General features: G+C 56.9%; 26 protein-coding genes. 12 read left to right on the top strand and 14 right to left on the bottom strand.

All coding sequences use genetic code 11. The features are described from left to right. From VL547_RS15925 to VL547_RS15915, 3 genes are all read left to right on the top strand, one after another. Window positions 1-1,554 (top strand): FtsX-like permease family protein (locus VL547_RS15925; RefSeq protein ID WP_325579578.1); only part of this gene is annotated, 1,554 nt, incomplete at its 5' end. A 38-nt stretch (window positions 1,555-1,592) separates the two neighbouring features. Next, complete coding sequence (locus VL547_RS15920; RefSeq protein WP_325579576.1) at window positions 1,593-1,904, top strand: type II toxin-antitoxin system HigB family toxin; 312 nt, start codon at window positions 1,593-1,595, stop codon at window positions 1,902-1,904. Next, window positions 1,905-2,264 carry a transcriptional regulator gene (locus tag VL547_RS15915; RefSeq protein ID WP_325579574.1) on the top strand — a complete coding sequence of 120 codons (360 nt, stop codon included), beginning with the start codon at window positions 1,905-1,907 and terminating at the stop codon, window positions 2,262-2,264. On the opposite strand, the gene leuS is transcribed toward VL547_RS15915, so the two are convergent. Continuing rightward, window positions 2,261-5,005 carry a leucine--tRNA ligase gene (gene leuS / locus VL547_RS15910; protein WP_325579572.1) on the bottom strand — a complete coding sequence of 915 codons (2,745 nt, stop codon included), beginning with the start codon at window positions 5,003-5,005 and terminating at the stop codon, window positions 2,261-2,263. The genes VL547_RS15915 and leuS overlap by 4 nt on opposite strands. Before the next feature lie 60 nt (window positions 5,006-5,065). On the opposite strand from leuS, the gene VL547_RS15905 reads away from it, so the two are divergent. The 5 genes from VL547_RS15905 to VL547_RS15885 are packed head-to-tail and all read left to right on the top strand — an operon-like array spanning window position 5,066 to window position 9,238. Next, window positions 5,066-5,938, top strand: a complete 873-nt coding sequence (locus VL547_RS15905) for a cell division protein FtsX (protein ID WP_325579570.1) — start codon at window positions 5,066-5,068, stop codon at window positions 5,936-5,938. Window positions 5,939-5,980: 42 nt separating this feature from the next. Continuing rightward, the gene (locus tag VL547_RS15900; protein WP_325579568.1) at window positions 5,981-6,271 is read left to right on the top strand and encodes a DUF3098 domain-containing protein; all 291 of its coding nucleotides are present in this window, start codon (window positions 5,981-5,983) and stop codon (window positions 6,269-6,271) included. Further along, entirely contained in the window at window positions 6,268-7,059 is a 792-nt protein-coding gene (locus VL547_RS15895) for an undecaprenyl-diphosphate phosphatase (RefSeq protein ID WP_325579566.1), read from the top strand. Before VL547_RS15900 ends, VL547_RS15895 begins: the two co-directional genes overlap by 4 nt. 12 nt (window positions 7,060-7,071) lie before the next feature. Then, on the top strand, window positions 7,072-8,370 hold the full coding sequence (locus VL547_RS15890; RefSeq protein WP_325579564.1) for an MFS transporter: 1,299 nt from the start codon (window positions 7,072-7,074) through the stop codon (window positions 8,368-8,370). After that, entirely contained in the window at window positions 8,351-9,238 is an 888-nt protein-coding gene (locus VL547_RS15885; RefSeq protein ID WP_325579562.1) for an MBL fold metallo-hydrolase, read from the top strand. Before VL547_RS15890 ends, VL547_RS15885 begins: the two co-directional genes overlap by 20 nt. Here VL547_RS15885 and VL547_RS15880 read toward each other — a convergent pair. Continuing rightward, window positions 9,235-10,029 (bottom strand): DUF3108 domain-containing protein, encoded by a 795-nt coding sequence (locus VL547_RS15880; RefSeq protein WP_325579560.1) that lies wholly within the window; start codon window positions 10,027-10,029, stop codon window positions 9,235-9,237. The two genes, VL547_RS15885 and VL547_RS15880, sit on opposite strands and share 4 nt — an antisense overlap. Then, window positions 10,029-11,021 carry a lysylphosphatidylglycerol synthase transmembrane domain-containing protein gene (locus VL547_RS15875; protein ID WP_325579558.1) on the bottom strand — a complete coding sequence of 331 codons (993 nt, stop codon included), beginning with the start codon at window positions 11,019-11,021 and terminating at the stop codon, window positions 10,029-10,031. The genes VL547_RS15880 and VL547_RS15875 overlap by 1 nt, the downstream gene beginning before the upstream one ends. Window positions 11,022-11,054: 33 nt before the next feature. Here VL547_RS15875 and ruvC point away from each other — a divergent pair, with 33 nt between their 5' ends. Beyond that, window positions 11,055-11,627, top strand: coding sequence for a crossover junction endodeoxyribonuclease RuvC (ruvC, locus tag VL547_RS15870; RefSeq protein WP_325579556.1), 573 nt, complete (start codon window positions 11,055-11,057; stop codon window positions 11,625-11,627). A gap of 30 nt (window positions 11,628-11,657) precedes the next feature. Here the strand turns inward: ruvC and VL547_RS15865 are convergent, their stop codons facing one another. From VL547_RS15865 to rsmA, 4 genes are all read right to left on the bottom strand, one after another. Then, window positions 11,658-12,056 carry an HIT family protein gene (locus VL547_RS15865; RefSeq protein ID WP_325579554.1) on the bottom strand — a complete coding sequence of 133 codons (399 nt, stop codon included), beginning with the start codon at window positions 12,054-12,056 and terminating at the stop codon, window positions 11,658-11,660. 31 nt (window positions 12,057-12,087) lie between these two features. After that, window positions 12,088-12,561, bottom strand: coding sequence for a transcription elongation factor GreA (greA, locus tag VL547_RS15860; protein WP_325579552.1), 474 nt, complete (start codon window positions 12,559-12,561; stop codon window positions 12,088-12,090). Between the two features lie 119 nt (window positions 12,562-12,680). Next, on the bottom strand, window positions 12,681-13,610 hold the full coding sequence (locus tag VL547_RS15855; RefSeq protein ID WP_325579550.1) for an NAD(P)-dependent oxidoreductase: 930 nt from the start codon (window positions 13,608-13,610) through the stop codon (window positions 12,681-12,683). 33 nt (window positions 13,611-13,643) lie between these two features. Next, on the bottom strand, window positions 13,644-14,396 hold the full coding sequence (gene rsmA / locus VL547_RS15850) for a 16S rRNA (adenine(1518)-N(6)/adenine(1519)-N(6))-dimethyltransferase RsmA (RefSeq protein WP_325579548.1): 753 nt from the start codon (window positions 14,394-14,396) through the stop codon (window positions 13,644-13,646). A 38-nt stretch (window positions 14,397-14,434) separates the two neighbouring features. On the opposite strand from rsmA, the gene pdxA reads away from it, so the two are divergent. The 3 genes from pdxA (at window position 14,435) to VL547_RS15835 (ending at window position 16,532) form a co-directional block, all read left to right on the top strand. Continuing rightward, entirely contained in the window at window positions 14,435-15,526 is a 1,092-nt protein-coding gene (pdxA, locus tag VL547_RS15845) for a 4-hydroxythreonine-4-phosphate dehydrogenase PdxA (protein ID WP_325579546.1), read from the top strand. 107 nt (window positions 15,527-15,633) lie between these two features. Beyond that, complete coding sequence (locus VL547_RS15840; protein ID WP_325579544.1) at window positions 15,634-16,113, top strand: Panacea domain-containing protein; 480 nt, start codon at window positions 15,634-15,636, stop codon at window positions 16,111-16,113. A 5-nt stretch (window positions 16,114-16,118) separates the two neighbouring features. Next, window positions 16,119-16,532 carry a hypothetical protein gene (locus tag VL547_RS15835; RefSeq protein WP_325579542.1) on the top strand — a complete coding sequence of 138 codons (414 nt, stop codon included), beginning with the start codon at window positions 16,119-16,121 and terminating at the stop codon, window positions 16,530-16,532. 27 nt (window positions 16,533-16,559) lie between these two features. Here the strand turns inward: VL547_RS15835 and VL547_RS15830 are convergent, their stop codons facing one another. The 7 genes from VL547_RS15830 to VL547_RS15800 are packed head-to-tail and all read right to left on the bottom strand — an operon-like array spanning window position 16,560 to window position 22,866. Beyond that, window positions 16,560-17,288 carry a hypothetical protein gene (locus VL547_RS15830; RefSeq protein ID WP_325579540.1) on the bottom strand — a complete coding sequence of 243 codons (729 nt, stop codon included), beginning with the start codon at window positions 17,286-17,288 and terminating at the stop codon, window positions 16,560-16,562. A 2-nt stretch (window positions 17,289-17,290) separates the two neighbouring features. After that, window positions 17,291-18,118 carry an ABC transporter permease gene (locus tag VL547_RS15825; RefSeq protein ID WP_325579539.1) on the bottom strand — a complete coding sequence of 276 codons (828 nt, stop codon included), beginning with the start codon at window positions 18,116-18,118 and terminating at the stop codon, window positions 17,291-17,293. Continuing rightward, a complete protein-coding gene (locus tag VL547_RS15820) occupies window positions 18,108-19,034 on the bottom strand; it encodes an ABC transporter ATP-binding protein (protein ID WP_325579537.1) in 927 nt (308 codons plus the stop codon). Before VL547_RS15820 ends, VL547_RS15825 begins: the two co-directional genes overlap by 11 nt. A gap of 18 nt (window positions 19,035-19,052) precedes the next feature. Beyond that, window positions 19,053-19,340, bottom strand: coding sequence for a transcriptional regulator (locus tag VL547_RS15815; RefSeq protein WP_325579535.1), 288 nt, complete (start codon window positions 19,338-19,340; stop codon window positions 19,053-19,055). Further along, complete coding sequence (locus tag VL547_RS15810; RefSeq protein ID WP_325579533.1) at window positions 19,330-19,950, bottom strand: hypothetical protein; 621 nt, start codon at window positions 19,948-19,950, stop codon at window positions 19,330-19,332. Before VL547_RS15810 ends, VL547_RS15815 begins: the two co-directional genes overlap by 11 nt. Window positions 19,951-19,975: 25 nt before the next feature. Continuing rightward, a complete protein-coding gene (locus tag VL547_RS15805) occupies window positions 19,976-20,626 on the bottom strand; it encodes a hypothetical protein (protein WP_325579530.1) in 651 nt (216 codons plus the stop codon). An 11-nt stretch (window positions 20,627-20,637) separates the two neighbouring features. Next, the gene (locus tag VL547_RS15800; protein ID WP_325579528.1) at window positions 20,638-22,866 is read right to left on the bottom strand and encodes a TonB-dependent receptor; all 2,229 of its coding nucleotides are present in this window, start codon (window positions 22,864-22,866) and stop codon (window positions 20,638-20,640) included. Between the last annotated feature and the right edge of the window lie 225 nt (window positions 22,867-23,091).

The following is a 23,091-nucleotide window of genomic DNA, read 5'->3' as shown; positions in this document are numbered from 1 at the left end:
AAATTCGTTTGGTTTTACGCCACTATCGGGCTGTTCGTCCTATTACTCGCCTGTATCAATTTCATGAACCTCAGCACCGCGCGCTCCGAGCGCCGGGCGCGTGAAGTGGGCGTCCGCAAAACCATGGGCTCCGCCCGGCTCCAGCTCATCGCCCAGTTCTATTGCGAGTCGATGCTCACGACGTTGCTGGCCTTTGCGATCGCCATCCTGCTGGTGCAATTGCTGCTACCCTGGTTCGACGGCGTGTCCGCCAAGACGATCCAATTACCCTGGACAAGTCCCTGGTTCTGGACCGCCGGGTTGGCCTTTACGCTGGGGACCGGTCTGATGGCCGGCAGCTACCCCGCGCTGTATCTTTCATCGTTCCGCCCCGTCAAGGTGCTGAAAGGGATATTCCGCGCTGGCCGCAACGCCACCCTGCCGCGCAAGGTGCTTGTCGTTTTCCAGTTCACCGTTTCGATCGCGCTGATCATCGGCACCCTGGTCGTCTATCGCCAGGTGCAATACGCCAAGGACCGGCCTGTAGGCTATACCCGCGCCGGTTTGATACAGATACAGATGACCAGCCCCGACTTCCAGGGAAAATACGACGTCCTGACCAACGCCCTCCGGGGCACCGGCGTCGTATCCTCCATGACGGAATCCTCGCAGTCGGTGACCGGAACCTGGTCGAACACCGGCGGTATCGAGTGGCCGGGTAAAGACCCTTCCGCCGAATCCGACTTCGCGGTCGTCCGCGTCACCCCGGAGTTCGCCAAAACCGTCGGCCTCGACTTTACCGGCGGCCGGGATTTCTCCAGGGCCTTTCCCACGGACAGCAATGGCCTTATCATCAATGAAGCGGCCACCCGATACATGCACCTCGACCAACCGGTCGAACAATCCGTACGATGGGAAAATGACTATGAGGGGGTACACAAGTCCTTCCGTATCCTGGGCGTCGTGCGCGACGTAGTCGCCAATTCTCCGTTCGAACCCGTCAAACAAACCATCTATACCCTGCGTCTCGACCAGCCCGGCTGGATCACCCTGAGGATAAACCCGCAAACCAGCGCCGCCGTAGCGCTCCCCAAAATAGCCGCCGTTTTTCACCGCCTCATTCCCTCCGCTCCCTTCGACTACACCTTCGTGGACGACCAGTACGCGACCAAATTCGCCGCCGAGGAACGCGTCGGTACGCTCGCCGGTTTCTTTGCCCTCCTGGCCGTACTGATCAGCTGTCTCGGTCTCTTTGGCCTCGCCACCTACGTAGCCGAACAACGCACCAAGGAAATAGGCGTCCGCAAGGTCCTCGGCGCCACCGTCGCCGATATATGGGGAATGCTGTCCGCCGACTTCGTCAAGCTGACCCTCCTTTCCTGCCTCGTCGCCACGCCCCTCGCCTACGTCCTTATGCACCGCTGGCTGGAGCAGTACGCTTACCGCACCTCCGTCTCCGGCTGGATGCTGGGCCTGGTGTCCCTCGGCGCCCTGGCGCTCACCATCACCACCGTCAGCCTCCAGGCTGTCCGCGCGGCGCGGCGCAAGCCGGTGGCGAGCCTACGCTCTGAGTAAAAGTTTTCCAATAGAAAACTTTTACTTATCTTTAGGTGGTGTTCAACATCATTGCCCGAAAAACCCTGCTGGACTACTGTAAAAAATACCCGGATGCTGCCTTTGCATTACAGGAATGGTACCATGAGTTGTTGCTGGGCAGTTTCAAAAGCTTCAATGAGCTCAAGCGGGTATATGCGAGCGCAAGCCTGGTGGGTGATGACAGGGTAGTTTTTAACATCATGGGGAACAAATACAGGTTAGTCGTGAGAATGGTATTCGAATACAAGGCTATACAGATTAAATGGTTCGGACCTCATGCAGCCTACGATAAGATTGACGTGCAAACGGTGACCTACAAATCAAAATAGATGATGACGTTACGGCCTATAAAAAACAAAAAGGATTACGAAGCTTACCTGGCTTGGGCAGACGAGCTTTTTGACAAAAAAATAAAGCCCAACAGCGCGGAAGGTGAAACCCTCCAAGTAGTCCTTCTACTCATCAAACAATACGAAGACCAGCACTACCGCATACCATACCCCGACCCCATCGAAGCCATCAAGGCCAAAATGGAAGAAAAGGGGCTCCGCAATAAAGACCTTGTGGGAAAGGTAGGCTCTAAAGGTTACATCTCCGCTGTCCTGAATAAAAGGAAGCCGTTAACACTGGAACTCGCTAAAATCTTCCACCGGGAACTGGGCGTGTCAGCCGACGTCCTTTTGTCTTAGACTACCACGTTAATCATCCTCCCCGGCACATACACCACCTTCTTATACGGCTTGCCGTCCAACCACTTCTGGACCACTTCGTTGGAGCGGATCAACGCCTCGATGTCCGCTTGCGAGGCGTCGAGGGCGATGTCGAGCTCGGTGCGGGTCTTGCCGTTAATGGCGATGGGGTATAGCTTGGAGGACTCCACCAGGTAGGCGGGATTCAACACAGGGTAAGCCGCGTCGAGGATGCTGCCGGGCATACCGAGCTGGTGCCAGAGTTCTTCGGCCACGTGGGGCGCGTAAGGCGTCAGTAGGATCAGCGTCTGCGAAAGCACGTCCTTTTTGTGGCAGTCGAGGTCCGACAGCTCGCTGGTCAAGATCATGAACGCACTCACCGCGGTATTGAAGGAGAAGCGCTCGGTATCTTCCTCAATCTTCTTGATCGCCTTGTGCAATACCTTCAACTCCTCGGGCGTGGCCGCGCCGGACGTCCAGAGGGCGCCCTTCGTTTCGTCGTAGAACAGCCGCCAGAGCTTACGGAGGAAGCGGTGTACCCCCTCGATCCCCTTGGTGTCCCAGGGTTTGCTTTGCTCGACGGGACCGAGGAACATCTCGTACATCCGGTAGGTATCGGCGCCATAGCGCTCTACGAGGGCGTTGGGGTTGACGGTGTTGAACTTGGACTTGCTCATTTTCTCTACCTCGGAGCCGCAGAGGTATTTGCCGTCCTCGAGTATGAATTCGGCGTCGGCGTATTCAGGACGCCACCGACGGAAGGCCCCGGTGTCAAGCTCGATCCCATCCACGATGTTCACGTCGACGTGCAGCGCATCGGTCTCGTAGGCGTCCTTCAGACCGAGCGAAACATATCTATTGGTGCCGCGGACGCGATAGACGAACCGGCTGCTCCCCTGTATCATCCCCTGGTTCACCAGCCGCTTGAACGGCTCGTCGAACCCGATGTACTCCAAGTCGAATAAAGCCTTTGTCCACATCCTGCTATAAAGCAGGTGCCCGACGGCGTGTTCGGTACCGCCGATATACAAATCGACCTGGTTCCAGTAATCGCTCAGGCGCCGGTCGCAGAATGCCGCAGCATTGTGTGGGTCCATGTAGCGTAGAAAATACCAGCTGCTGCCGGCGTACCCGGGCATGGTATTGGTTTCCAGGTGGCGGGCCGTCCAGGCCGGCACATTGGCCAGCGGCCCCTCGCCTTCGGGGCCCGGACCATATTTTTCCACAAAAGGCAGCTCGAGGGGAAGGTCGTGCAGTGGTGTCGCGACCCCGTCGATCCACTGGATCGGGAACGGCTCGCCCCAGTAACGCTGCCGGCTGAACGCCGCGTCGCGCATCTTGTAGTTGACCTTGCGACGGCCGATGCCCATCGCTTCAAAGCGTTCGATCACCACACCGATGGCGTCGCGCATCACGGTCCCATTCAGGAAATCGCTGTTGGACAGCACCTCGTCCTTGGTCGGGTTGGCGGCTTCGCCGGTATAGGCGTCACCGATGATATTCGTAATGGGGATGTTGAAATGCTGCGCAAAACGGAAGTCGCGCTCGTCTCCGCACGGCACCGCCATGATGGCGCCGGTACCGTAACCGGCCAGGACGTATTCGGATATCCAGATGGGCACGCGCGCCCCGGTAAAGGGATGGACCGCGTAGGCGCCGGTGAAGCAACCGGTGATCTTCTTTTCGGCCATGCGTTCGCGCTCGCTGCGGCTGTTGACATAGTCGACATAAGCGGAGACCGCTGCCTGATGGTCGGCCGGGACGATCCTGCCCACCAGCTCGTGCTCCGGCGCCAGCACCAGGAAATCCACGCCAAAGATCGTGTCCGGGCGGGTCGTGTAGACCTCCAGGCGATCGGTGGAACCGGCAACGTTGAAGAACAGGTTCGCCCCGAAACTCTTCCCGATCCAGTTGGTCTGCATCTCCTTCATGGCCTCGCTGAACTGTATCCGCTCAAGCCCCTCGAGCAGACGGTCGGCATATTCCGTGATACGGAGATACCACTGGCGGAGCTTTTTCTTTACGACGGGATACCCGCCGCGCTCACTCAGGCCGTTGATGACCTCGTCGTTGGCCAGCACGGTCCCCAGGGCTTCGCACCAATTCACTTCCCCATAACCGCAATAGGCCAGGCGGTATTGCATGAGGATGTCGGCGCGCTCGCGCGCGGAATAACCCGCCCAGTCGGCCGACGTGAACCGCAAAGACTCATTTCCGGGGCAAGGCGCCCCCTCATTACCCTCCATCGAAAAAGCAACCTCCAAACCGGCAATGGGACGGGCTTTCCCCGCCTTGCGGTCGAAATAGCTGTTGAACAACTCCAGGAATATCCATTGCGTCCACTTATAGTAATCCGGCTGGCTGGTTCGGAATTCCCGGCTCCAGTCGAAGCTAAAACCGATATTGTCGAGCTGTTCCCGGAAGGAACGGATGTTGGCTTCCGTAGTCACGGCCGGGTGCTGCCCGGTTTCGAGCGCGTATTGCTCGGCGGGCAGGCCGAAGGCGTCGTAACCCATCGGGTGCAGCACGTTGAAACCCTTAAGGCGCTTGTAGCGCGCGTATATGTCGGAGGCGATATAGCCCAGGGGATGGCCCACATGCAGACCGGCCCCGCTGGGATAGGGGAACATGTCCAGCACATAGTACTTGGGTTTGGAAAAATCATTGGAAACGCGGTAGGCGCCGATCTCGGTCCAGGTACGCTGCCATTTCTTTTCGATGTCTCTGAAATTATATTCCATAGTAATATTTCGGGCGCAAAGGCGTTATAGAGGAGAACAAAAATACGTACTTTTGGAAGCATGACCACCACGAGCAAGTTTTCCGCCAAGCGGTCCAAACCCAATTACTTCTTTTCGATCCTGGGCGTCGCCCTGGTGTTGTTTATCCTGGGTATCCTCGGTTGGATCGTCATCAATGCGAACAAGCTGGAAGAATACCTCCGGGGGAACGTCGAAATCCAGGCCTTTATCCGGGAAAATACTCCTCAGCGGGAAGTGGACAGCCTTAAGGCATATATCGCGGCGCAGCCGTACACCCGCCAGGTCGAATACATCTCCAAGGACGAAGCCAGGCAGCGCTTTATCAAGGACGGGAACGACGACTGGTCCCGGGTCCTCGACTACAACCCGCTCCCGGCCAGCCTTGATTTCCGGGTAAAGAACGAATACGTCAACCAGGACAGCCTGTCGGTCATCACCAGGGACATCCAGCAGCACCTGATCGTACAGGAGGTAAAATACCCCGTAGCCGTGGTAGACAACCTCAACCGGAACGTCCGGCAGGCCGAAATGATCCTGCTGGCCATCGTCATCCTCCTGGCCGTGATCACCATCGTCCTGATCGATACCACTATAAAGCTGGCGATGTTCTCGAACCGCTTCCTGATCAAAACCATGCAGATGGTGGGCGCGACACGCGTGTTCATCGCCCGGCCCTTTGACCTCAAGGCGGTCGTCAACGGGCTGATCAGCGCGCTGATCGCCATTGCGGCCGTCGCCACGCTGATCTTTTGGGCCGAACGGGCCTTACCAGACCTAAAGGCACTGAGAGACAATATGTTACTGGGTATATTGTTTGGCGGTCTGTTGTTCATCGGGGTGAGCATCACTTTCCTCAGCACCCACCGTTCCGTTGTCAAATACCTAAAAATGAAGCTCGACGACCTGTATTAGGTCAAATACCCTACATTTGGACCCTTAAACCAATAAACGCCAATGGCAAAGGAAGCCGTTAAGAAACCCGCCGAAACCGTCAAGAAACCTGCCGCAAAACCGTTTGCTCCCCTCTTCGAAGCTGGTAACATCCAATGGATGATCATCGGCGTGGTAGTGATCGTTTTGGGTCTCCTGCTGATGGCCGGGGGTAAATCCACAGACCCCAACGTTTTCAATCCCAGCGAAATATATAGCATCCGACGTGTCACCATCGCCCCCATCCTGGTTGTAGGCGGGCTGGTCATCGAGATCTTCGCGATCATGAAAAAGCCCAAAGCCAAAAAGGCATGAGCATCCTGCACGTCATTATCCTGGCCATCGTAGAAGGGCTCACCGAATTCCTACCCGTTTCCTCGACCGGACATATGATCGTGACGAGTTCGATCCTGGGACTCCCCAAGACCGATTTCCTCGAACTTTTTGAAATCTGCATCCAGCTGGGCGCTATCCTGGCGGTTGTCGTGCTGTATTGGAAGAAATTCTTCGACTTTGCCCGTTGGCGCTTCTATGGTAAGCTGATCGTGGCGGTCATCCCAGCCCTGGTGCTGGGCATCATCTTCGCCCATAAGATCAAGGAGCTCCTCAAGGAACCCGCGGTGGTGGGCGTAACCTTTCTTTTGGGCGGCATCGTGCTCCTGTTCATCGACAACGTCTTCAAACGCCCGACGATCGAGGACGAAGAAAACATCACCTATACCAAAGCCTTTGTCATCGGCATCTGGCAGTGCCTGGCCATGATCCCCGGTGTCAGCCGCAGCGCGGCCTCGATCATCGGCGGCATGCAGCAAAAACTCACCCGCCAGGTGGCGGCGGAATTCTCCTTCTTCCTGGCGGTTCCGACCATGGTCGCCGCGACGGCCAAGGACCTCCTGGACTACCACAAGGCCCACGGCCTGCTTGAATCCTCCGAGATCAAACTGCTGGCCCTGGGGAACGTCATCGCCTTCGTTGTAGCCATACTGGCCATGAAGTTTTTCGTGGATTACCTCAAGAAGCACGGCTTTAGGCTCTTCGGATACTACCGTATCCTGGCAGGGATCATCGTTCTCCTGCTCGTTTGGAAGGGCATCATCCAATAACGACCTTCGCTTATGCCAACGGCCTCCAAGAAAGTAATTAATGGTTGGGCCATGTACGACTGGGCCAACTCGTCTTATTCGCTGGTCATCACGTCGACCATCTTTCCCATCTATTACACCTCGGTGGCGCCGGAGCACATCCACTTCCTGGGCCATGCCTTCAGCCGCGCCGCCGTCGCCAGCTATTCGATCTCGCTGTCGTTCCTGATCATCGCCTTTTTGAACCCCATCCTTTCCTCTATCGCGGACTATAAGGGAAACAAAAAGAAGTTCATGCAGTTTTTTTGCTACGTGGGGTCGCTTTCCTGCGTCTGCCTGGTGTTCATGGACAGCACCCACGTCGTATTGGGGGTCCTGCTGTCCATTCTGGCGTCTATCGGATTTTCGGGCAGCCTGGTATTCTACAACGCCTATCTGCCGGAAATCGCCGCCGAGGAGGACCAGGATCGCGTCAGCGCCAAAGGGTTTGCGTTGGGATATGTTGGCAGCGTGATTCTGCTCATCCTCTGCCTGGCGGTAATCATGTGTAATGATAGTCTGCACTGGGGGCTGGGCGCCTGGCCCGCGCGCCTTTCCTTTGCTGCCACGGGGCTTTGGTGGGCCGGTTTTGCACAGCTTACCTTTAACGTGCTGCCGCCCAGCAAGCCGTCGGAGCAACACCCCGAGCACTCGATCCTGACCAACGGTTTCCACGAGCTGGCCAAAGTGTGGCGGCAGTTCGTCCACTACCCAACGATTAAACGCTATTTGACGAGCTTTTTCTTCTATAACATGGGCGTGATGACCGTGATGTATATGGCCACCTATTTCGCCGCGGATGAGCTAAAACTTCCCTCGGCCGATTTGATCCGGTGTATCCTGGTCATCCAGCTGGTTGCCATCGGCGGCGCCTATCTGTTCTCGTTGCTGAGCGCCCGCACGGGGAATATCTTCGTGCTGGGGGTGAACATCGTCATCTGGATCGGCATCTGCGTTATGGCCTATTTCACACATACTGCGATGCAGTTCTACGGGGTGGCCTTTACCGTGGGGCTGGTCATGGGCGGCATCCAGTCCATGTCCCGTTCCACCTATTCCAAACTACTCCCCGAGACCAACGACACCGCGTCCTACTTTAGCTTTTATGACGTTTGTGACAAGATCGGCACGGTTATCGGGACTTCGACATTCGGCTTGGTCGCTGACTCCATGGGCGGCATGCGCAATTCGGTGCTGGCGCTTATGGCCTATTTCATCATCGGCTTTGTCCTGCTCCTTTTTGTCAGGATGCGGCCCCAACCCAGCGTAGCCCATGCGCCTGCACACCATTGACACCGGATTCTTCAAGCTCGACGGCGGCGCCATGTTCGGGGTGGTGCCCAAATCGATCTGGAACAAAACCAACCCCGCCGACGCCAATAATCTCTGTAACTGGGCCATGCGCCTGCTCCTGGTAGAGGAGGGCGACCGGCTGGTGCTCGTCGACACGGGCATCGGGACCAAACAGGACGAGAAGTTTTTTTCCCACTATTACCTCCATGGGGACGACACCCTGGACGGCAGTTTGGCTAAACACGGATTCAGCCGTAACGATATCACCGATGTATTCCTGACGCACCTCCACTTCGACCACTGCGGCGGAGCGATCGCCCCTGGCGGAAAGCCCGCCTTCCCGAGCGCCACCTACTGGAGCAACCGCGAACACTGGGACTGGGCTGTACATCCCAACGACCGGGAGAAGGCGTCTTTTTTAAAGGAAAACATACTCCCCATAGAGCAAAGCGGGCAGCTCCGGTTCCTGGAGACCGAGGGCACCGGTCTCGGTGTAACTGGCGCGGGCGCTGTTGCCCCCGGTACCCCCGGCGGCCGCGCCCTCTGGCCCGACGGCCCCTTCGATGTCCGCCTGGCCGGCGGCCACACCGCCGCGATGATGCTCCCGCAGATACAATACAAGGGCCGCACCCTGGTCTACATGGCCGACCTCCTGCCCTCGGTGGGTCACCTGCCGCTGCCGTATGTCATGGCCTATGATATGTTTCCGCTGAGGACGCTACAGGAAAAGAAAGACTTCCTGGAAGAAGCCGTGGACAACCAGTACATCTTGTACTTCGAGCACGATCCGGTAAACGAATGCTGCACGCTAAACCGCACCGAAAAAGGCATCCGGGTGGCGCAAACTTTCAAGCTGAGCGAGCTTTAGAAGCCCATAAACGACGTCAGGTTATATCGCAGCCCGTGGTATTTCATCATGTCCACCTTGACGCTCCCTACGGTGATCGGGCTTTCGATGCGCAGGGGAATATGGTTCCGGTCGTCCGACACCCAAACGGTCATACCTTCACCACCCTGGAACATCGTCCCCTTGATCAGCAAGGGTTTGAATTTGATGGCGTGGAACTTGCCGTAACGGGTTTTGACGACCTCCTTTCCCAGGTAGCGTAAGTACAAATTATACGTCTGCGAATCCAGGAACATATTGAATGGGATCTTGTCGTCTACCTTGTAAGCGTCGAAATTGATGTTGCGGGCATAGTAAATAGAGCTTAACACATCCTGGATGCAAGGCGGGGTTTTGAAAAGACCCTTGGTCGTGGTAGCCGTATTGGTTACGTCGTTAAAGGAAACGTTCTCATACAGCTTGTATCCGCCTTCATCCACATTACGGATAAACTTCACCGGTTTAAGGCTGGCGGTGTCGATATAAGACTCGTACCGGTCCCGCACCTTGAAAATCCCATCAAAAAACGAGTTGGTCTTGCCGTCGCCCACCGCATGGTAGACGGGCTTACCGTTCATTTGTTCCAAACCCACCGAAAAGATGGCGTCTCCACCCCAGACATACACGCCCGCGAGCGTATAGTATACACTGAACGTAACCGATTCCCCCGCGACAAAGGCGGTATTGTGGATACCGCAGAAGTCGTTACCCGCATTTTGCGAAACCGAGGTGCCTAGCAAGGTCATCAACAAACAGGTCCGGAGCCGTGTCATTAGTCTTTGATGATTTTAATCCCTAAAATTAGTAAGCCACCCAGGAGGGCGGGGATAATCAAATTTATGATCCAAATGACAAATGATGCGAACCCAACCCCCATTGAATTATTGTTAAATAATCCCAAAAGCGTGATGGCCACCCCCTGCCTGATCAATGGTTCTGTAAGGGTAATGGTCGGAATGACTGCCAGGATCAGCATCAATACGCTAACTGCCCAAAAACCCTGCCACCAGGTAACATCCACCGAGAACAGCCGGAACACCAGAATATATTGGGTAACAAAGACGACAAAACGGATGGTCGATAGCAAAAGCATGGAGGCCAGCAGCGGCCATTCATAATGGTCGAGGACGGCGATGTACGGTTTGACCTTGCGCAAGGCCGGGATGGCTTCCAGGATACGGACCAGCCATGACAACCGGAAATAGAGGACGACCGTCAGCGCGCAAAAGGCCGTTCCTCCGTAAATCAGGACGTCCAGCCAGAAGGGCGTGAGTCCGTGCTTGTCGAGGGCGCCGCGGCTGAGGTTCGCGAGCAGGTAACATACGCCGAGTATCCCCATGACCATGGTCACGATCAGCTGGCTGACACTGGTCACCATATTCAGCGAAATCGCCTTGAGCCGGTTCTCCGGTTGGAGATAAAGGATACGTCCGCCATATTCGCCGATGCGGTTGGGCGTATTGATCGAAATAGAGACGCCCGTGAGCACCGAGAAATACGCTTTGCGAAAACTGATGGGTTCGAGCTGCCGTACAAGCAACTGCCACTTCCTGGATTCGATGCCCCAGTTGACCAACATCAGGAGCAGTGTCGCCCCCAGCAGCAGCGGGCCGTCTCCCCTTAGCGAGCTCCGGATGCTCGCCCAGGCTGCCTCCCGGTTTGGCTGGCGGATGATATGTGTATAAGTAGAATATCCTACCCACAAGATCACGATGGGACCAAGAAAGTAGTTGATGAAGTTCCTGAGCTTCCGGTTAACAGGCATAAATATTCTTCAAACGTACGTATCTTTCGGGGAATGGAGACCATTATACTGGGCATCGACCCGGGCACCCTGGTGATGGGATACGGACTGGTGGCGGCGGAAGGGAAATCGGCCCGGTTGCTGACCATGGACGTGCTCAAGCTGTCGCCCAAGATGGATAGCTATGAGCGGCTGCACCTGGTCCATCAAAAAGTCACGACCATCATTCAAACGTATAGACCCACCGCCTTCGCGATCGAAGCCCCCTTTTACGGTAAGAACGTACAAAGTATGCTAAAGCTGGGCAGGGCCCAGGGCGTGGCCATCGCCGCGGCGATGCATGCCGGGCTCCCGGTCCGGGAATATCCGCCCAAGACCGTGAAGCAGGTCATCACGGGCAAAGGCAACGCCGACAAGGAACAGGTATTACGGATGCTCCAGCACATCCTGGGTTTCCAGGCGCGCCCGGAGTTTTTAGATGCCACCGACGGATTGGCCGTGGCACTGTGTCACCATTATCAGGCAAATTCGATTTCGGGGACGACAGGGGGGAGAAGGTCAGTGCAAAAAGCGGCGGATTGGGGTTCTTTTATCTCGGCGAATCCTGGCCGCGTGAAGGGGGTTTGACCCGGGCGCCGATGCGGCCGGTGGTGGCGTTTAGCCTTGCGCCAGCGCCGCTACGATCTTCACCTGTGCGCGTCGCAGGTCTTCCGGGGTCACGCTGAGCTTGCCCCGGGTGAAATTCAGGTCGTCCGATGAACGGATCGGCACCAGGTGCAGGTGTGCGTGGGGGACTTCCAGACCCACCACGCTCAACCCGCAACGGTCGCACGGAAAAGACCGCTCGATGGCCCGGGCCAGCGGTTTTGCAAAAACGAGCATTTCGGACAGGTAATTGTCCGGCAGGTCGAAAAACCGGTCTATCTCGATCTTGGGCACGACGAGGGTATGTCCCTCCACCAGTGGAAAGATGTCGAGAAAGGCAAAAAAATGATCGTTCTCGGCTACCGCGTAGCTCGGAATCTCACCAGCGATGATCTTGGAAAAAATAGTCATGTTGACGGTTGGCGCCGGAGCTCCGGCACGGCTAGATTCCGATATGGTCGATCTTGAATTTCATCAATCCGTTCGGCGCGGTGACCTCGGCGACTTCCCCCACGGACTTGCCCAGCAACCCCCTCCCGATGGGAGAAGTCACTGAAATCTTGCCGCTCTTGAGGTCCGCCTCTTTTTCGGAGACGATCTGGTAAGTCACCGTTTTTTTGGTGCTGACATTGGTGATCGTGACCTTCGTCAGGATGGAGACCTTTGACGTATCGATGCTGTCGGCTTCGACCACGCGCGCATTGGCGATAGCGTTCTCGAGTTCCGCGATCTTTGCTTCGTGAAGACCCTGGGCTTCCTTGGCCGCGTCATATTCTGCGTTTTCCCTTAAGTCTCCTTTTTCCCGGGCCTCGGCGATCGCCCGGGCAATTTCGGCCCGCCCGGACGTCTTGAGCCGGGTGAGCTCTTCCTTCATCGTGTCCAAGGTTCCCTTGGTCAAATAATTAATCCCACTCATAGTTTCCACATTTAACAACGCCCCTTGGTGGGGGGTGAAAAAAAATACAACGCCACACGTGTGTGCAGCGTTGCATGTCCTGCAAATATACCAATTTGCCTGAAGATACTCAAAAATGCTTATTTATCCAAGCCCAATTTTTCGAGGATCACCTTGCTCATCTTGTAGAAGGATTCATGACTATAACCCGCTATGTGCGGGGTTATCAGCACGTTCGACTGGCCGGTCAGCCACTGGAGCTCGGCCTTTTCTTCCGGGGTGTAGGTTTCCGGACGTTCATTTTCAAGCACATCCAGACCGGCCCCGGCGATCCGGTTTTCCTTGAGCGCCTGTACTACGGCTGTGGTCCTTAACACCTCACCTCGCGACGTGTTCAACACCCAGGGTTTTTGACCCAGGGACCGGAAAAGGGCCGTGTCCGCCATGTGCCGTGTCTCCCCGGTCAGCGGTACGTGGAAGCTCAGGACGTCCGCATAACGGCAAACCTGCTCGAGGCTGGCTTCCCGTATATTGCCCCTGGCAAAACCCGACTTGTATTTATCATAAGCCAGTATGGTGACGTCGAAGCCCTGTAATTTTTTGGCAAAAGCGGCGCCCGTATGTCCAAACCCCACGATCCCGACGGTGCGCCCGCCCAGCTCCCACCCCCGGTTAGCGTCCCTTTTCCAAAGTCCTTCGCCCACTTCGCGATGGCTCCAGGCGATGCGGTTCATCAGCCCCAGCAACATCCCCAGGGCGTGTTCGCCCACGGCGTCGCAATTCCCTTCGGGGCTGCTCACCACTTTGACCCCCCGGGAACGGGCAAATTCGACGTCGATCAGCTCCATGCCGCTCCCGAGCCGGCCGATCCAACGCAGGTCCTGCGCCGCTTCCAGCAGCGGTTGGTCGATGGGGATGCGGGTGGAGACGATGAGGCCTTCCACGCGGTCCAGCGAGTTCTTCAATTCGTCGTAAGTAATGTCCGGTTTGTAGTCTACCTGGTAGCCGTGCAGGGGGAGCCGTTCTCTGAGGATTTCATGGCTCTTCGCGGTTATGATCACCTTTCGCATACCCGCAAAGTTATGCCGCGGAAAGATGCCCGCCTAGTTCATCCTATGCGTAAGCGCCGCAAACTCGGCAACGCTCAACTGTTCGGCCCGCCTGTCGAAGAGCGGGTCGCTCAGCGTCTCCGGCGCAAAAAGTCCCCTCACGGCGTTTCGCAGCATCTTACGGCGCTGGTTGAACGCTGTTTTGACCAGCAGTCTGAGGTGCTCCTCCGACCGGAAGTCGGGAACGTCCGTCCTGGGGGTCAGCCGGATAACAGCGCTCTTGACTTTGGGAGGAGGGGTAAAGGCGTTTTCCCCCACCTCGAACAGGTACTCGACCTGGAAAAAAGCTTGCACCAACACGCTCAGGATACCATAGGTCTTGGACCCTTCGCGCGCGGCCACGCGCTGCGCCACCTCCTTCTGGAACATCCCGACCATGCATTCGACCTGGTCTTTCCAGTCCAGGACGCGGAAAAGGATCTGCGTGGAAATATTATACGGGAAATTGCCGACGAGCGTGAAAGGCCCGGCCCAGGGCGCGGGAATGTCGAGGATACTGCCCTTGATGAGCTTTCCGCGGATGGCGGGGTAGGTCGCTTCCAGGTAGGCCACTTTTTCGTCGTCGAGCTCCACGGCCGTAAAAGACACCCCTTCCAGCTCCAGCAGGTATTTGGTCAGGGCTCCGCCGCCCGGACCTACTTCCAGCAAGCGCTCCAGCGGCCGCTCCCGCAGCGCTTCCACGATCCTGCGCGACACGTTCTCGTCCTTCAAAAAGTGCTGCCCCAGCGATTTTTTTAGGGTGTACATGGCCTCAAAAGTATATTTTTACGCCAAATTAGACGTAGATGAGTGCAGAATACAGGAAGCCCGTCATCGGGCTGAGCTCGGGCGACATCAACGGGATCGGTCCCGAACTGATCATAAAGACCCTGAGCGACCCCCGCTTGCTGGAGCTGTTTACCCCCGTCGTTTTCCTTAGCGGCAAGGTCCTGAACTTTTACCGCAAATCGATACCGGATATCAACCTCAACTTTCATAACCTCAAGGAACCTGGTCACTACAACCCCAAGATGGTGAACGTCGTGAATTGCTGGGAAGAAGACGTCAACGTCACCCCGGGCCAGCTCACCGAGCTGGGCGGCCGCTACGCGATCCGCTCCCTCAATGCCGCCGTCAAGGCGCTCCAGGAGCAACTGATCGACGGGCTCGTCACCGCGCCCATCCACAAAAGCAACGTCCAGAGCGACGAATTCCCCTATACCGGTCACACGCCTTACCTCAAGGCCTGTTTCCAGGCGTCGGATGCCCTGATGCTGATGACCGCGCCCAACCTCCGGGTCGGCCTGGTCACCGAGCACGTCCCCGTCAAGGACATCGCCCAATATATCACCCGGGAAACCGTTTCCAGCAAGCTGCAGATCCTCCACGACGCCCTCCGCCGCGACTTCGGCATCGACAAGCCCCGCATCGCGGTTCTTGGGTTGAATCCCCATGCCGGGGACGAGGGCCTGATCGGGAAAGAAGAAGAGACCATCATCAAGCCCACGATTAAGGAGCTCAAGCACCATAACCTCCTCGTCTTTGGCCCTTACAGCGCCGACGCCTTCTTCGCCCGCGGTCAGTACGAAAAATTCGATGCCGTGCTGGCCATGTACCACGACCAGGGTCTGATCCCCTTCAAGTCGCTGGCCACCGGTGACGGCGTAAACTATACCGCCGGTCTCCGCGGCATCCGCACCTCCCCGGATCACGGAACCGCCTTCGACATCGCCGGCAAGAACAAGGCCGACGCATCCTCCCTCCGCGCCGCGATCTTCGCCTGTATCGACATCATCCGCGCGCGCAAGGAGTACTCCGACAACCACCGGAATCCGTTGAAAAAGATTTCCGCGCAGGTGGTGGGCAATGCGGAGGACGAGCGCGGGGCGGAAGAATAGCGTGCCTCCGGCGGCCGCCCCCCGGCCAAAAAATGGTTAATATTTCTGACGAAGCGGTGAATATGCTAAATTAATTAGTAAATTTACCTTGGTAAATACACAACCAAATGGCCTACGCTGCCGCGTTAATATCATTCGCCTTCGTAAAGAGAGGGATCATGGAGGGGAAGCCGGTGACCCAGATGAAGGTGCAGAAGATGGTTTACTTCGCCCATGGCTACCACCTGGCCAAATATGGCACGCCCCTGATCACGGAAGGATTCGAGGCCTGGAAGTTCGGCCCGGTGATCCCGTCGATCTACGAGACGTATAAACTCTATGGGAGCGAGGACATCGTGGACACGACCCTGATCCCGGACGAGCAGCACCTGGAGCTGGAATTGGCGGAGCTGGGCGCCAGGGCCGAGGACGCTATCAATTACACCTGGGACGCGACCGGGGACGTATCGGCGCGCGACTTGTCCGCCTGGACCCATAAACCGGATTCCCCCTGGGCGGAGGCCTTTAAACCGGACACGATGTCCATCCCCATCAGGAATGACCGGATCGAGAAATATTTTACCGGGGTATTGACTTCCAATGGCTAGTTCCAATGGCTAGAGACCTCTCCGTCCGAACCCCCGAATCCATCAACCAGGAAATGACCGGCACACAGGCTGGCGCCGCCCTACCGGCGGACAGCGCCTTCGTGGAAGAAGAGCAAACCCTCAATGTCAAGAGGGAAGAAGAAGTAAGAAAGCTAAAAATCCAAAACGACCTTCTCCAGGCCAAATTCGAGAAGATCACCGGCGATAACAAGGCCCGGAAGACCCACAGCCTCCTGATATTCGTCATGGTGTTCTTCTGGCTTGTATCGGTGGTCGCGCTGCTGGCGTTGAGCGGTCTGGGCATACTCTGTCTATCTGACAAGGTCCTCATCACCCTCCTGACGACGACCACGATCAATGTGATCGGGTTGTTGGTGATCGTGGCGAACTACCTGTTCAACAAAAACAAGTCAACGTAGCGCGCGCCTGCGCCCGTCCGGAGGCCCCTATTGAATGATGCCGTCGGGCACCCCCTTGTTCACCACATACTTTGCATACAGCAGCGTAATCTTCCCCTTCGCATCCGCCGGCGGCGCCGGCGCATTCGCGGACCCGTGGGGATCGTAGTCCAAAGACAACCCCTTGGGCAGCTTGTAGCCGGCGGTGTTGAAAATGAATTCCGCCTTGTCGGGGAGGGCGTAGGCAGCGTACCGTCCATAGTCGAGGTCGAGCTCGAAAGTGCCGTTGTTACGGGTGCTTGTGATGGCCCGGCGGACCAGCAGGGTGGTCTCGTCGATATAAAGGGTCGTAAGGACGATGTCTCCCCCGTCTTTGAGCGGGACCAGCTTTACGACGCGGAGACCGCCTTCGTTCCCGGCGTCGACGGCAGCGAAGTCGCCTTCCTTGAGCAAGGCGTTCAGACTGACGTTGAGACCGCCTTTTGGCAGGATCGAGATACCACCCTGCTTGATCACGCGGAACTGGTCCGGCCGTTTGAAATAGACCCTTACATCCGAGGGTGGCACCTTCATAAACGACACATCGATCACCAGCCGCGCGTCCGCGGAGTAGTCGCGCACCGACTCCACCTTCGCGCGCACCGCCGCCAGCAAGACCTTCACGTCCCGCTGCGGCGACACGGCCGTGTGGCGGGCGGTCGCACGAGCAAATGACGCGCGGCCCGCAGGCGCCGCGGCCAGTGCCGCCCAGAAAAACATCGCGATACGTAATCCCATAACTAGCTCAAAATATCTTTTCTCTTAAAAATACCCCATCCCACCCCCGCCAACACCACGATATGCGCCACGAGGATACCCGCGGAGCGAAGTATATCCCTCCAGGGGACGGGCGAATAAAAAAAACCCTTCCACCCGAGCATATGCGTCGTAAAAAGATAGGGTTTCAGCCGGTCGAAAAAAGGGATATCCATGGTGCTGAGGATGGTTAGTACGATGACGACGCTGACCGTGGCGACGATAGGGCCGATGGCGTTTTCGGAGAGGATGCTGAACAGGAGCGCCAGCGAACCGACGACCGTCATCGCGACGGTGGCGAAACAAAACGCGGCAAAGTAGCGCCAAAGGATGTCTCCGGAGAGGATCAGGTCCATCTCGGTGTTGCGCATGATCATCAGGTCGCCGCGCCCGAATATGAGCACCGAGCCCAGGAGCGCGAGCAACGCCATCCAAACCAACAACGACACCGTATACACGAAGGTGGCGGTGAATTTGGCCGCCAGCAGCTGACCACGACCGGGTGGTTTGGTCAACAGCAACCGGAGGGTGCCGCCCGCGGCCTCCCCGGCGATCATGTCCCCAGCGACGAGCGCGATCAGGAGCGGGACCTGCATCAGGAACGTCTGGAGGATGATGTAACAAACCAGGTAGCCGTTCAGGATGTGACCGCTTAGGTCGAAGGAGCTCGTCAGGGACTGCATGCCGAAACGGATATAACTTTCCCCGTCGGAATAAAGTCCCAGCTGGATGAGCCACACCATGGCCGCGATCGCCAGGAAACTGATGTAGGTCCGGGGCTTCCGGAATATCTTCCAGAGCTCAATGCGCAAAAGGGGCCACATGGGTTGCGGGGGCGGTTAGTTGTAAGAAATAGTCTTCCAGGGAATGCCGGGGCTCCAGCCGGGTGACCCGGACGCCGTGGGAAACCAGGAATGCATTCAGCGAAGGCACTTCGGCGCCCGGCAGACGCAGCGTCAGATACCGGCCGTCAAGCGCCGCAGCATAGGGCGACCCGGCGAGCAGCGCGCGCGCCGCGGCATCGTCTTCGGTCTCCAGCAACACCAGCGTGTCAGAAGGATTCAATAGCTCGGCGGACGCGCCTTCCACGATTTTACGTCCCCTGTCGATGATCAGCATACGGGTGGCGATGACCTGTACCTCGCTCAACAAATGCGAAGAGACGATCAATGTTTTTTTCCGATCCCTGCTGAGCGACAGTATGAGGTTACGCATATCGGCGATCCCCTGGGGATCGAGCCCGTTCGTAGGCTCGTCCAGGATCAGCAGGGCCGGGTCGTGGACCAGCGCGGCGGCCAGGCCCAGGCGTTGTTTCATCCCCATCGAATAGGTGGCGGTCTTGTCGTCGGCCCTGGACGCAAGCCCCACAACCTCGAGCTGTTCGAGCAGCGCGGCCCGGCGCAGGGGTTTGCCGCTCAGCCGGGCAAAGACGCGGAGGTTTTCCAACCCAGTAAAAAAGGGATATAATTCCGGCTGCTCGATGACGGCGCCCACCTGCCGCAAAATATCGCGGCGGTGAGATGCCAGGGATAGGCCAAACAACTCTATATTCCCGGAGCTGGGGCGGATCAGGGACAACAACATCCTCAACGTGGTGGACTTGCCGGCGCCATTCTGTCCCAAAAAGCCGTAGACGTCCCCTTCCTCCACGGTAAACGAGAGGTCATTTACCGCGGTCAATGTATCAAAATGTTTCGTCAGGTTCCTGACGCGCGCAACGGTCGACATGAGACCATAAATATACGGCTACTTGGGCAGGTAAGACTGCAGCGCCTTTACATACGCCGAAAATGCATCGACACCCACAGGCGTCACTTTGCAGATCGTCTGGGGATAGTTGTTCTTGAATTGCTTGACGATCTCGACATACCCCGCTTCCTTAAGCTTGTTGAGCTGAACGCTGAGATTGCCCGCCGTGGCGCTCGTCTTTTCCTTCAGGAACGTGAACTCGGCCTCCTTGACGCTGATCAGCAGCGACATGATGGCCAGCCGCAGCTGCGAATGCAATATCGGGTCCAGCTCTTTAAAGTCCATGACGCAAAGATTCGCCCTGACGATAGCGCGCCCGCACCATATATCCCGGTATGATCCAGGCGATCAGCATACCCGCCGCGGGCATGAGCAGCTGCTCCGCGTCCGGTAAAAGGGGGGTGACCAATGACAGTATCCAGCAACCGATCGCGCCAACCACCAGGGGTTTGAATTTCAGGATGGTCCCGCACAGGAAAGTGGGTATCCCATACAGTACCAGGATGATCGGGTTGACAAAAACATAAAAATCCCTGCCCACCGCGTGGTAGATATTTCCGAGCGCCACCGTCACCAGGAGCAGCGCCACCACGAACGCTATCCACACGGCGACCAGGATATCGTCGGTATAGGTCCTGACCCGCCGGCGACGCCGCTTGTTCCGTATATACCAGAACTGATAGCCCAGGGCGACCCACGTCAGCAACCATACGACCGAGTGCCAGGGCACCTCCGCAAACCGGAGCACCAGGTAGTCCGTGACACTACAAAAAGAGACGATCCACCCCCATAATAGCAAGAGGTGGCCGTCTTCGTTGAAATGACTTTTGGCGGTATTGATCATCTCTTCGATGATCCGCAGGCTATCCTGCCCGCTCATGGGTTCTTCTTGCATGGGTTGTCGGGTTGAATAACATGGTCTAGTTGCACATCGACAGGAAGTAGTCGGTGGCGTGCGCCCCCCACTGTGGCGCAATATCGGACGCCGGCTTGAAGGAAGCAAACATCGTTTTGGCTTTTTCGAAGATCGGCTTGGCAACGGCTTTGCCACCCCCGAAGGCTTCGGGCGTATAGAACTTGGACTGCCCTTCCAGGTACACCGGCCGCGGATTGCCCGGGTCGAGCTGCTCGGACTTCTGGATAGCCTCGCCGGAGGCGGCACCGTATTGCATATAGCGGTTCTGGGGATCCACCATCAGGTGACAGGTGGCGATCATGGAGCGGATGACATAGGTTTCGGAGGTTGGCTTGTCCAGGGACTCCGCCTTGGATATAAGGGTCTCGGCCTTGTCCGCGATTTCGTCGGCCTTGGTTTTATCGGTACCCAGCATGACGCTCATAAGCTGGCAATAGGCGGCGTAGTAGTACGGCAGACCCTGTGTTTTTTCCGCGTCGGCGATGCGCTCGAAACGGTTCGCAAGATCGACCATGCTGGCCACGGTGTGGGCGGTATCGAGCTGGTCCACGGACTGTTTCATGGCATCGTGGTATTTGGCGCTTTGCGCGCGGGCGCCGGCGGTGAATCCGGTGGCGATCACGAGGGCGATGACGGTTGAAAAGAAACGTTGCATACAGATTGAATTTATAAGTTATTATTGATGGCATCCTGTGTCCGGTCGACGCCGAAGCTGATAAAACAACCCACGAACAGGAAGCGACCGGCCGGAGGCTCGATGGCTTGCTTGATCTGGTTGTCGTACGAGTAGTTGTAGCCGTCGACCTCCTTTATATTGAGAATGTTGTTCAGGGACAATACCCAGACCGTAAAGTGCCGGCTGTTGGGTTTGCTCAGGGTAGGGATATAGTTAATGCTGAGGCTCATATTGTTGTAAGGAATGGTTCGCCCCTGGTCCGCGATATAATAATAGTCCTTTGCGTAGTCCGAAATATTGTAATACGGTCGCCCGGTCGCAAAGCTGTAACTCACGTTGAAACCGGTTTTCCACTTCTGCACGAATTTCTTGACGACGACCGAGGCGGTATGCCGGGCGGCGAAACTGGGTTCCATTTCGTAGGGGAAATTCAGGTAGTCGCGCTTGGTATCCAGGTAAGAATAGGATACCCAGTAGTCGATCCCCTTGAAGGTCTTTTTGTCCCGCCAGAATAGCTCGATACCCTTGGCGTAGCCAAAACCGTTACCCGCCGTATCCGGGAAGGTCTTGGTGAGGTAGTTGTACTTTTTGTAGAACCCTTCCAGTCGAAACGTGTGGTCGAGGTCCATGATCTGGTAGTTGGCGATGTAGTGCGTAGCCTTCTGGTAATCCTTGTCCTGCCCGAAGAGCAGGTAGTTGTTGTCGGGTTTCTGGTAGAAGACGCCATAGGCCAGGGAAAACTGCCCGGGTCCGACCTTGTAGGCGGCAGACAGGCGGGGCGCCACGTCGGTCTTCGCCAGGAGGCTCGAGTATTCAGCCCGTCCGCCCAGCTTCAAGGCCAGCAGCGGCGTTATATAGATGTCCGCCTCCGCAAAAGCCGCCGTATAATTATCCGTCCACCCCGTAGTCACATGGGGAATGGTATCGTTGTAGAATTGACTTTGATAATATCCATACTGGTATTCACCCCCTACCCGGATGGCGCTCAAGCCGTGGAGCTTGTACTCCAGTATCGCCTTACCCTGGGCCAGCTGCGCCAGATTGTGTGCCCACAGGTCTTTGGCATCATATGGATAGGCCGGTATTTTGACGGGCTGGTTTTCCGCGTCCTGCAGCGTCGCCTGTATCTTGTCCAGGTTGTTGCTATAGGACGTCGAGAGCGTCAGGCGCCATTTGCCGAATTTCTGCTTCCAGGAAAGGTCCCCGAAGAAATCCCCGTTTTGGAGGCTGAATGCGTCCTTCAGGTTCCCCGAATCTATGTCCGGCCGGCGCAGCCCAAAGCGGTCCCCGGAATAATAGGCGTAGAATTTCAACAGGCCGTTCTTCCCGGTCTTGACGCGGAAGTTCCCCTCGATTGTCTGGTTGACGGGGACCCGGAAATAGTCCGGGGTTTGTTTGATGATCTGGAAAGAAGGCCAGAGGTTGACATAACTATAGTCGAACCCCATGCTGTAGCGCTTGTTGGGGGCCAGGTAGTCGTACCCGCCGCTGAGACCGACGGTGGATATACCCAGGTTGCCCTGTGTTTTATCGGGCAGGTCGGTGGATTCCAGGATCAGCGCGGATGACAAGGCCTGTCCATAGAGGGCGGAGTATCCCCCCGAGCTGAACACCGTCCCCTGGAAAAGCGAGGGTGAGAACCGTCCCCGCGACGCGATGTCCTGCGTACCCGTGTAGAAATAGTTGTTGACCAGGCTGCCATCGATGAACACCTTGGTTTCCTCGGCGGTGCCGCCGCGCACGAACAACCCGGTCTGGTTGCCGACCTGCTGGGCGCCGGGGAGGGTTTTGATGGCGGAGGTGATGTCGGCGTTGGCGCCGGCAGTGGTATAGATGTCCAGGGAGCTCAGCACGGTTCCCCTTTGTTTGTCCCCCGCCGCAAAGCTGCCCGCCGTAATGACCACCGCCCCCAATTCACTCACGTTATCTGCCAGGACTATATCCTGTTGGACCGGCGCCCCCGTCAGGGTTATATAGGCGTCATAGTCCTTATAGCTCACGGCCGTGACCTCCAGGAGCACCCGCCCCTTTTCCGTGGTAGTAAACGAGAAGTGCCCCGTCGAATCCGACGTCGCCCCGTCATAGCTGTCCTTGACGGCAATACTGGCCCCCGGGACCGGCTTTTTCTTTTTATTGACTACCTGCCCCGAAATACGGACCTGCCCCATGCCCTGCAGGCACAGCCCCATCAAAACGGAAAAGGTCAAAACCAGGCGCATTTTTCTAAATTTATCTCAAATGTAAACTGGTTTATTTTATAAACCAAACATTCCCCGCAAAAAAGTTTTGCCGCCTGCCCCCAACCGGTCAGCAAGCATGCCTCCAGAAAACGAGACACCCCCTGACCCTTTTTTCCCTCGTTTTGCGGGGCTCCGCAAAACGAGGGAAAAAAGGGTCAGGGGGTGTCTCGTTTTCTATAAGCGCGCTATGACCGAAGAATAGGG

The organism is Dinghuibacter sp., from assembly GCF_035492835.1.
GTDB lineage: Bacteria > Bacteroidota > Bacteroidia > Chitinophagales > Chitinophagaceae > Dinghuibacter.
Note: the sequence above shows the minus strand (reverse complement) of the source record. Positions and strands in the feature narration are given on the sequence as shown.

What these genes read in the sequence shown, in the direction of transcription:
- VL547_RS15915 (WP_325579574.1), top strand. Translation starts at nt 1,905, where the DNA reads ATGATGACGTTACGGCCTATAAAAAACAAAAAGGATTACGAAGCTTAC.
- leuS (WP_325579572.1), bottom strand. Translation starts at nt 5,005, where the DNA reads ATGGAATATAATTTCAGAGACATCGAAAAGAAATGGCAGCGTACCTGG.
- VL547_RS15905 (WP_325579570.1), top strand. Translation starts at nt 5,066, where the DNA reads ATGACCACCACGAGCAAGTTTTCCGCCAAGCGGTCCAAACCCAATTAC.
- VL547_RS15900 (WP_325579568.1), top strand. Translation starts at nt 5,981, where the DNA reads ATGGCAAAGGAAGCCGTTAAGAAACCCGCCGAAACCGTCAAGAAACCT.
- VL547_RS15895 (WP_325579566.1), top strand. Translation starts at nt 6,268, where the DNA reads ATGAGCATCCTGCACGTCATTATCCTGGCCATCGTAGAAGGGCTCACC.
- VL547_RS15890 (WP_325579564.1), top strand. Translation starts at nt 7,072, where the DNA reads ATGCCAACGGCCTCCAAGAAAGTAATTAATGGTTGGGCCATGTACGAC.
- VL547_RS15885 (WP_325579562.1), top strand. Translation starts at nt 8,351, where the DNA reads ATGCGCCTGCACACCATTGACACCGGATTCTTCAAGCTCGACGGCGGC.
- VL547_RS15880 (WP_325579560.1), bottom strand. Translation starts at nt 10,029, where the DNA reads ATGACACGGCTCCGGACCTGTTTGTTGATGACCTTGCTAGGCACCTCG.
- VL547_RS15875 (WP_325579558.1), bottom strand. Translation starts at nt 11,021, where the DNA reads ATGCCTGTTAACCGGAAGCTCAGGAACTTCATCAACTACTTTCTTGGT.
- ruvC (WP_325579556.1), top strand. Translation starts at nt 11,055, where the DNA reads ATGGAGACCATTATACTGGGCATCGACCCGGGCACCCTGGTGATGGGA.
- VL547_RS15865 (WP_325579554.1), bottom strand. Translation starts at nt 12,056, where the DNA reads ATGACTATTTTTTCCAAGATCATCGCTGGTGAGATTCCGAGCTACGCG.
- greA (WP_325579552.1), bottom strand. Translation starts at nt 12,561, where the DNA reads ATGAGTGGGATTAATTATTTGACCAAGGGAACCTTGGACACGATGAAG.
- VL547_RS15855 (WP_325579550.1), bottom strand. Translation starts at nt 13,610, where the DNA reads ATGCGAAAGGTGATCATAACCGCGAAGAGCCATGAAATCCTCAGAGAA.
- rsmA (WP_325579548.1), bottom strand. Translation starts at nt 14,396, where the DNA reads ATGTACACCCTAAAAAAATCGCTGGGGCAGCACTTTTTGAAGGACGAG.
- pdxA (WP_325579546.1), top strand. Translation starts at nt 14,435, where the DNA reads ATGAGTGCAGAATACAGGAAGCCCGTCATCGGGCTGAGCTCGGGCGAC.
- VL547_RS15840 (WP_325579544.1), top strand. Translation starts at nt 15,634, where the DNA reads ATGGCCTACGCTGCCGCGTTAATATCATTCGCCTTCGTAAAGAGAGGG.
- VL547_RS15835 (WP_325579542.1), top strand. Translation starts at nt 16,119, where the DNA reads ATGGCTAGAGACCTCTCCGTCCGAACCCCCGAATCCATCAACCAGGAA.
- VL547_RS15830 (WP_325579540.1), bottom strand. Translation starts at nt 17,288, where the DNA reads ATGGGATTACGTATCGCGATGTTTTTCTGGGCGGCACTGGCCGCGGCG.
- VL547_RS15820 (WP_325579537.1), bottom strand. Translation starts at nt 19,034, where the DNA reads ATGTCGACCGTTGCGCGCGTCAGGAACCTGACGAAACATTTTGATACA.
- VL547_RS15815 (WP_325579535.1), bottom strand. Translation starts at nt 19,340, where the DNA reads ATGGACTTTAAAGAGCTGGACCCGATATTGCATTCGCAGCTGCGGCTG.
- VL547_RS15810 (WP_325579533.1), bottom strand. Translation starts at nt 19,950, where the DNA reads ATGCAAGAAGAACCCATGAGCGGGCAGGATAGCCTGCGGATCATCGAA.
- VL547_RS15805 (WP_325579530.1), bottom strand. Translation starts at nt 20,626, where the DNA reads ATGCAACGTTTCTTTTCAACCGTCATCGCCCTCGTGATCGCCACCGGA.
- VL547_RS15800 (WP_325579528.1), bottom strand. Translation starts at nt 22,866, where the DNA reads ATGCGCCTGGTTTTGACCTTTTCCGTTTTGATGGGGCTGTGCCTGCAG.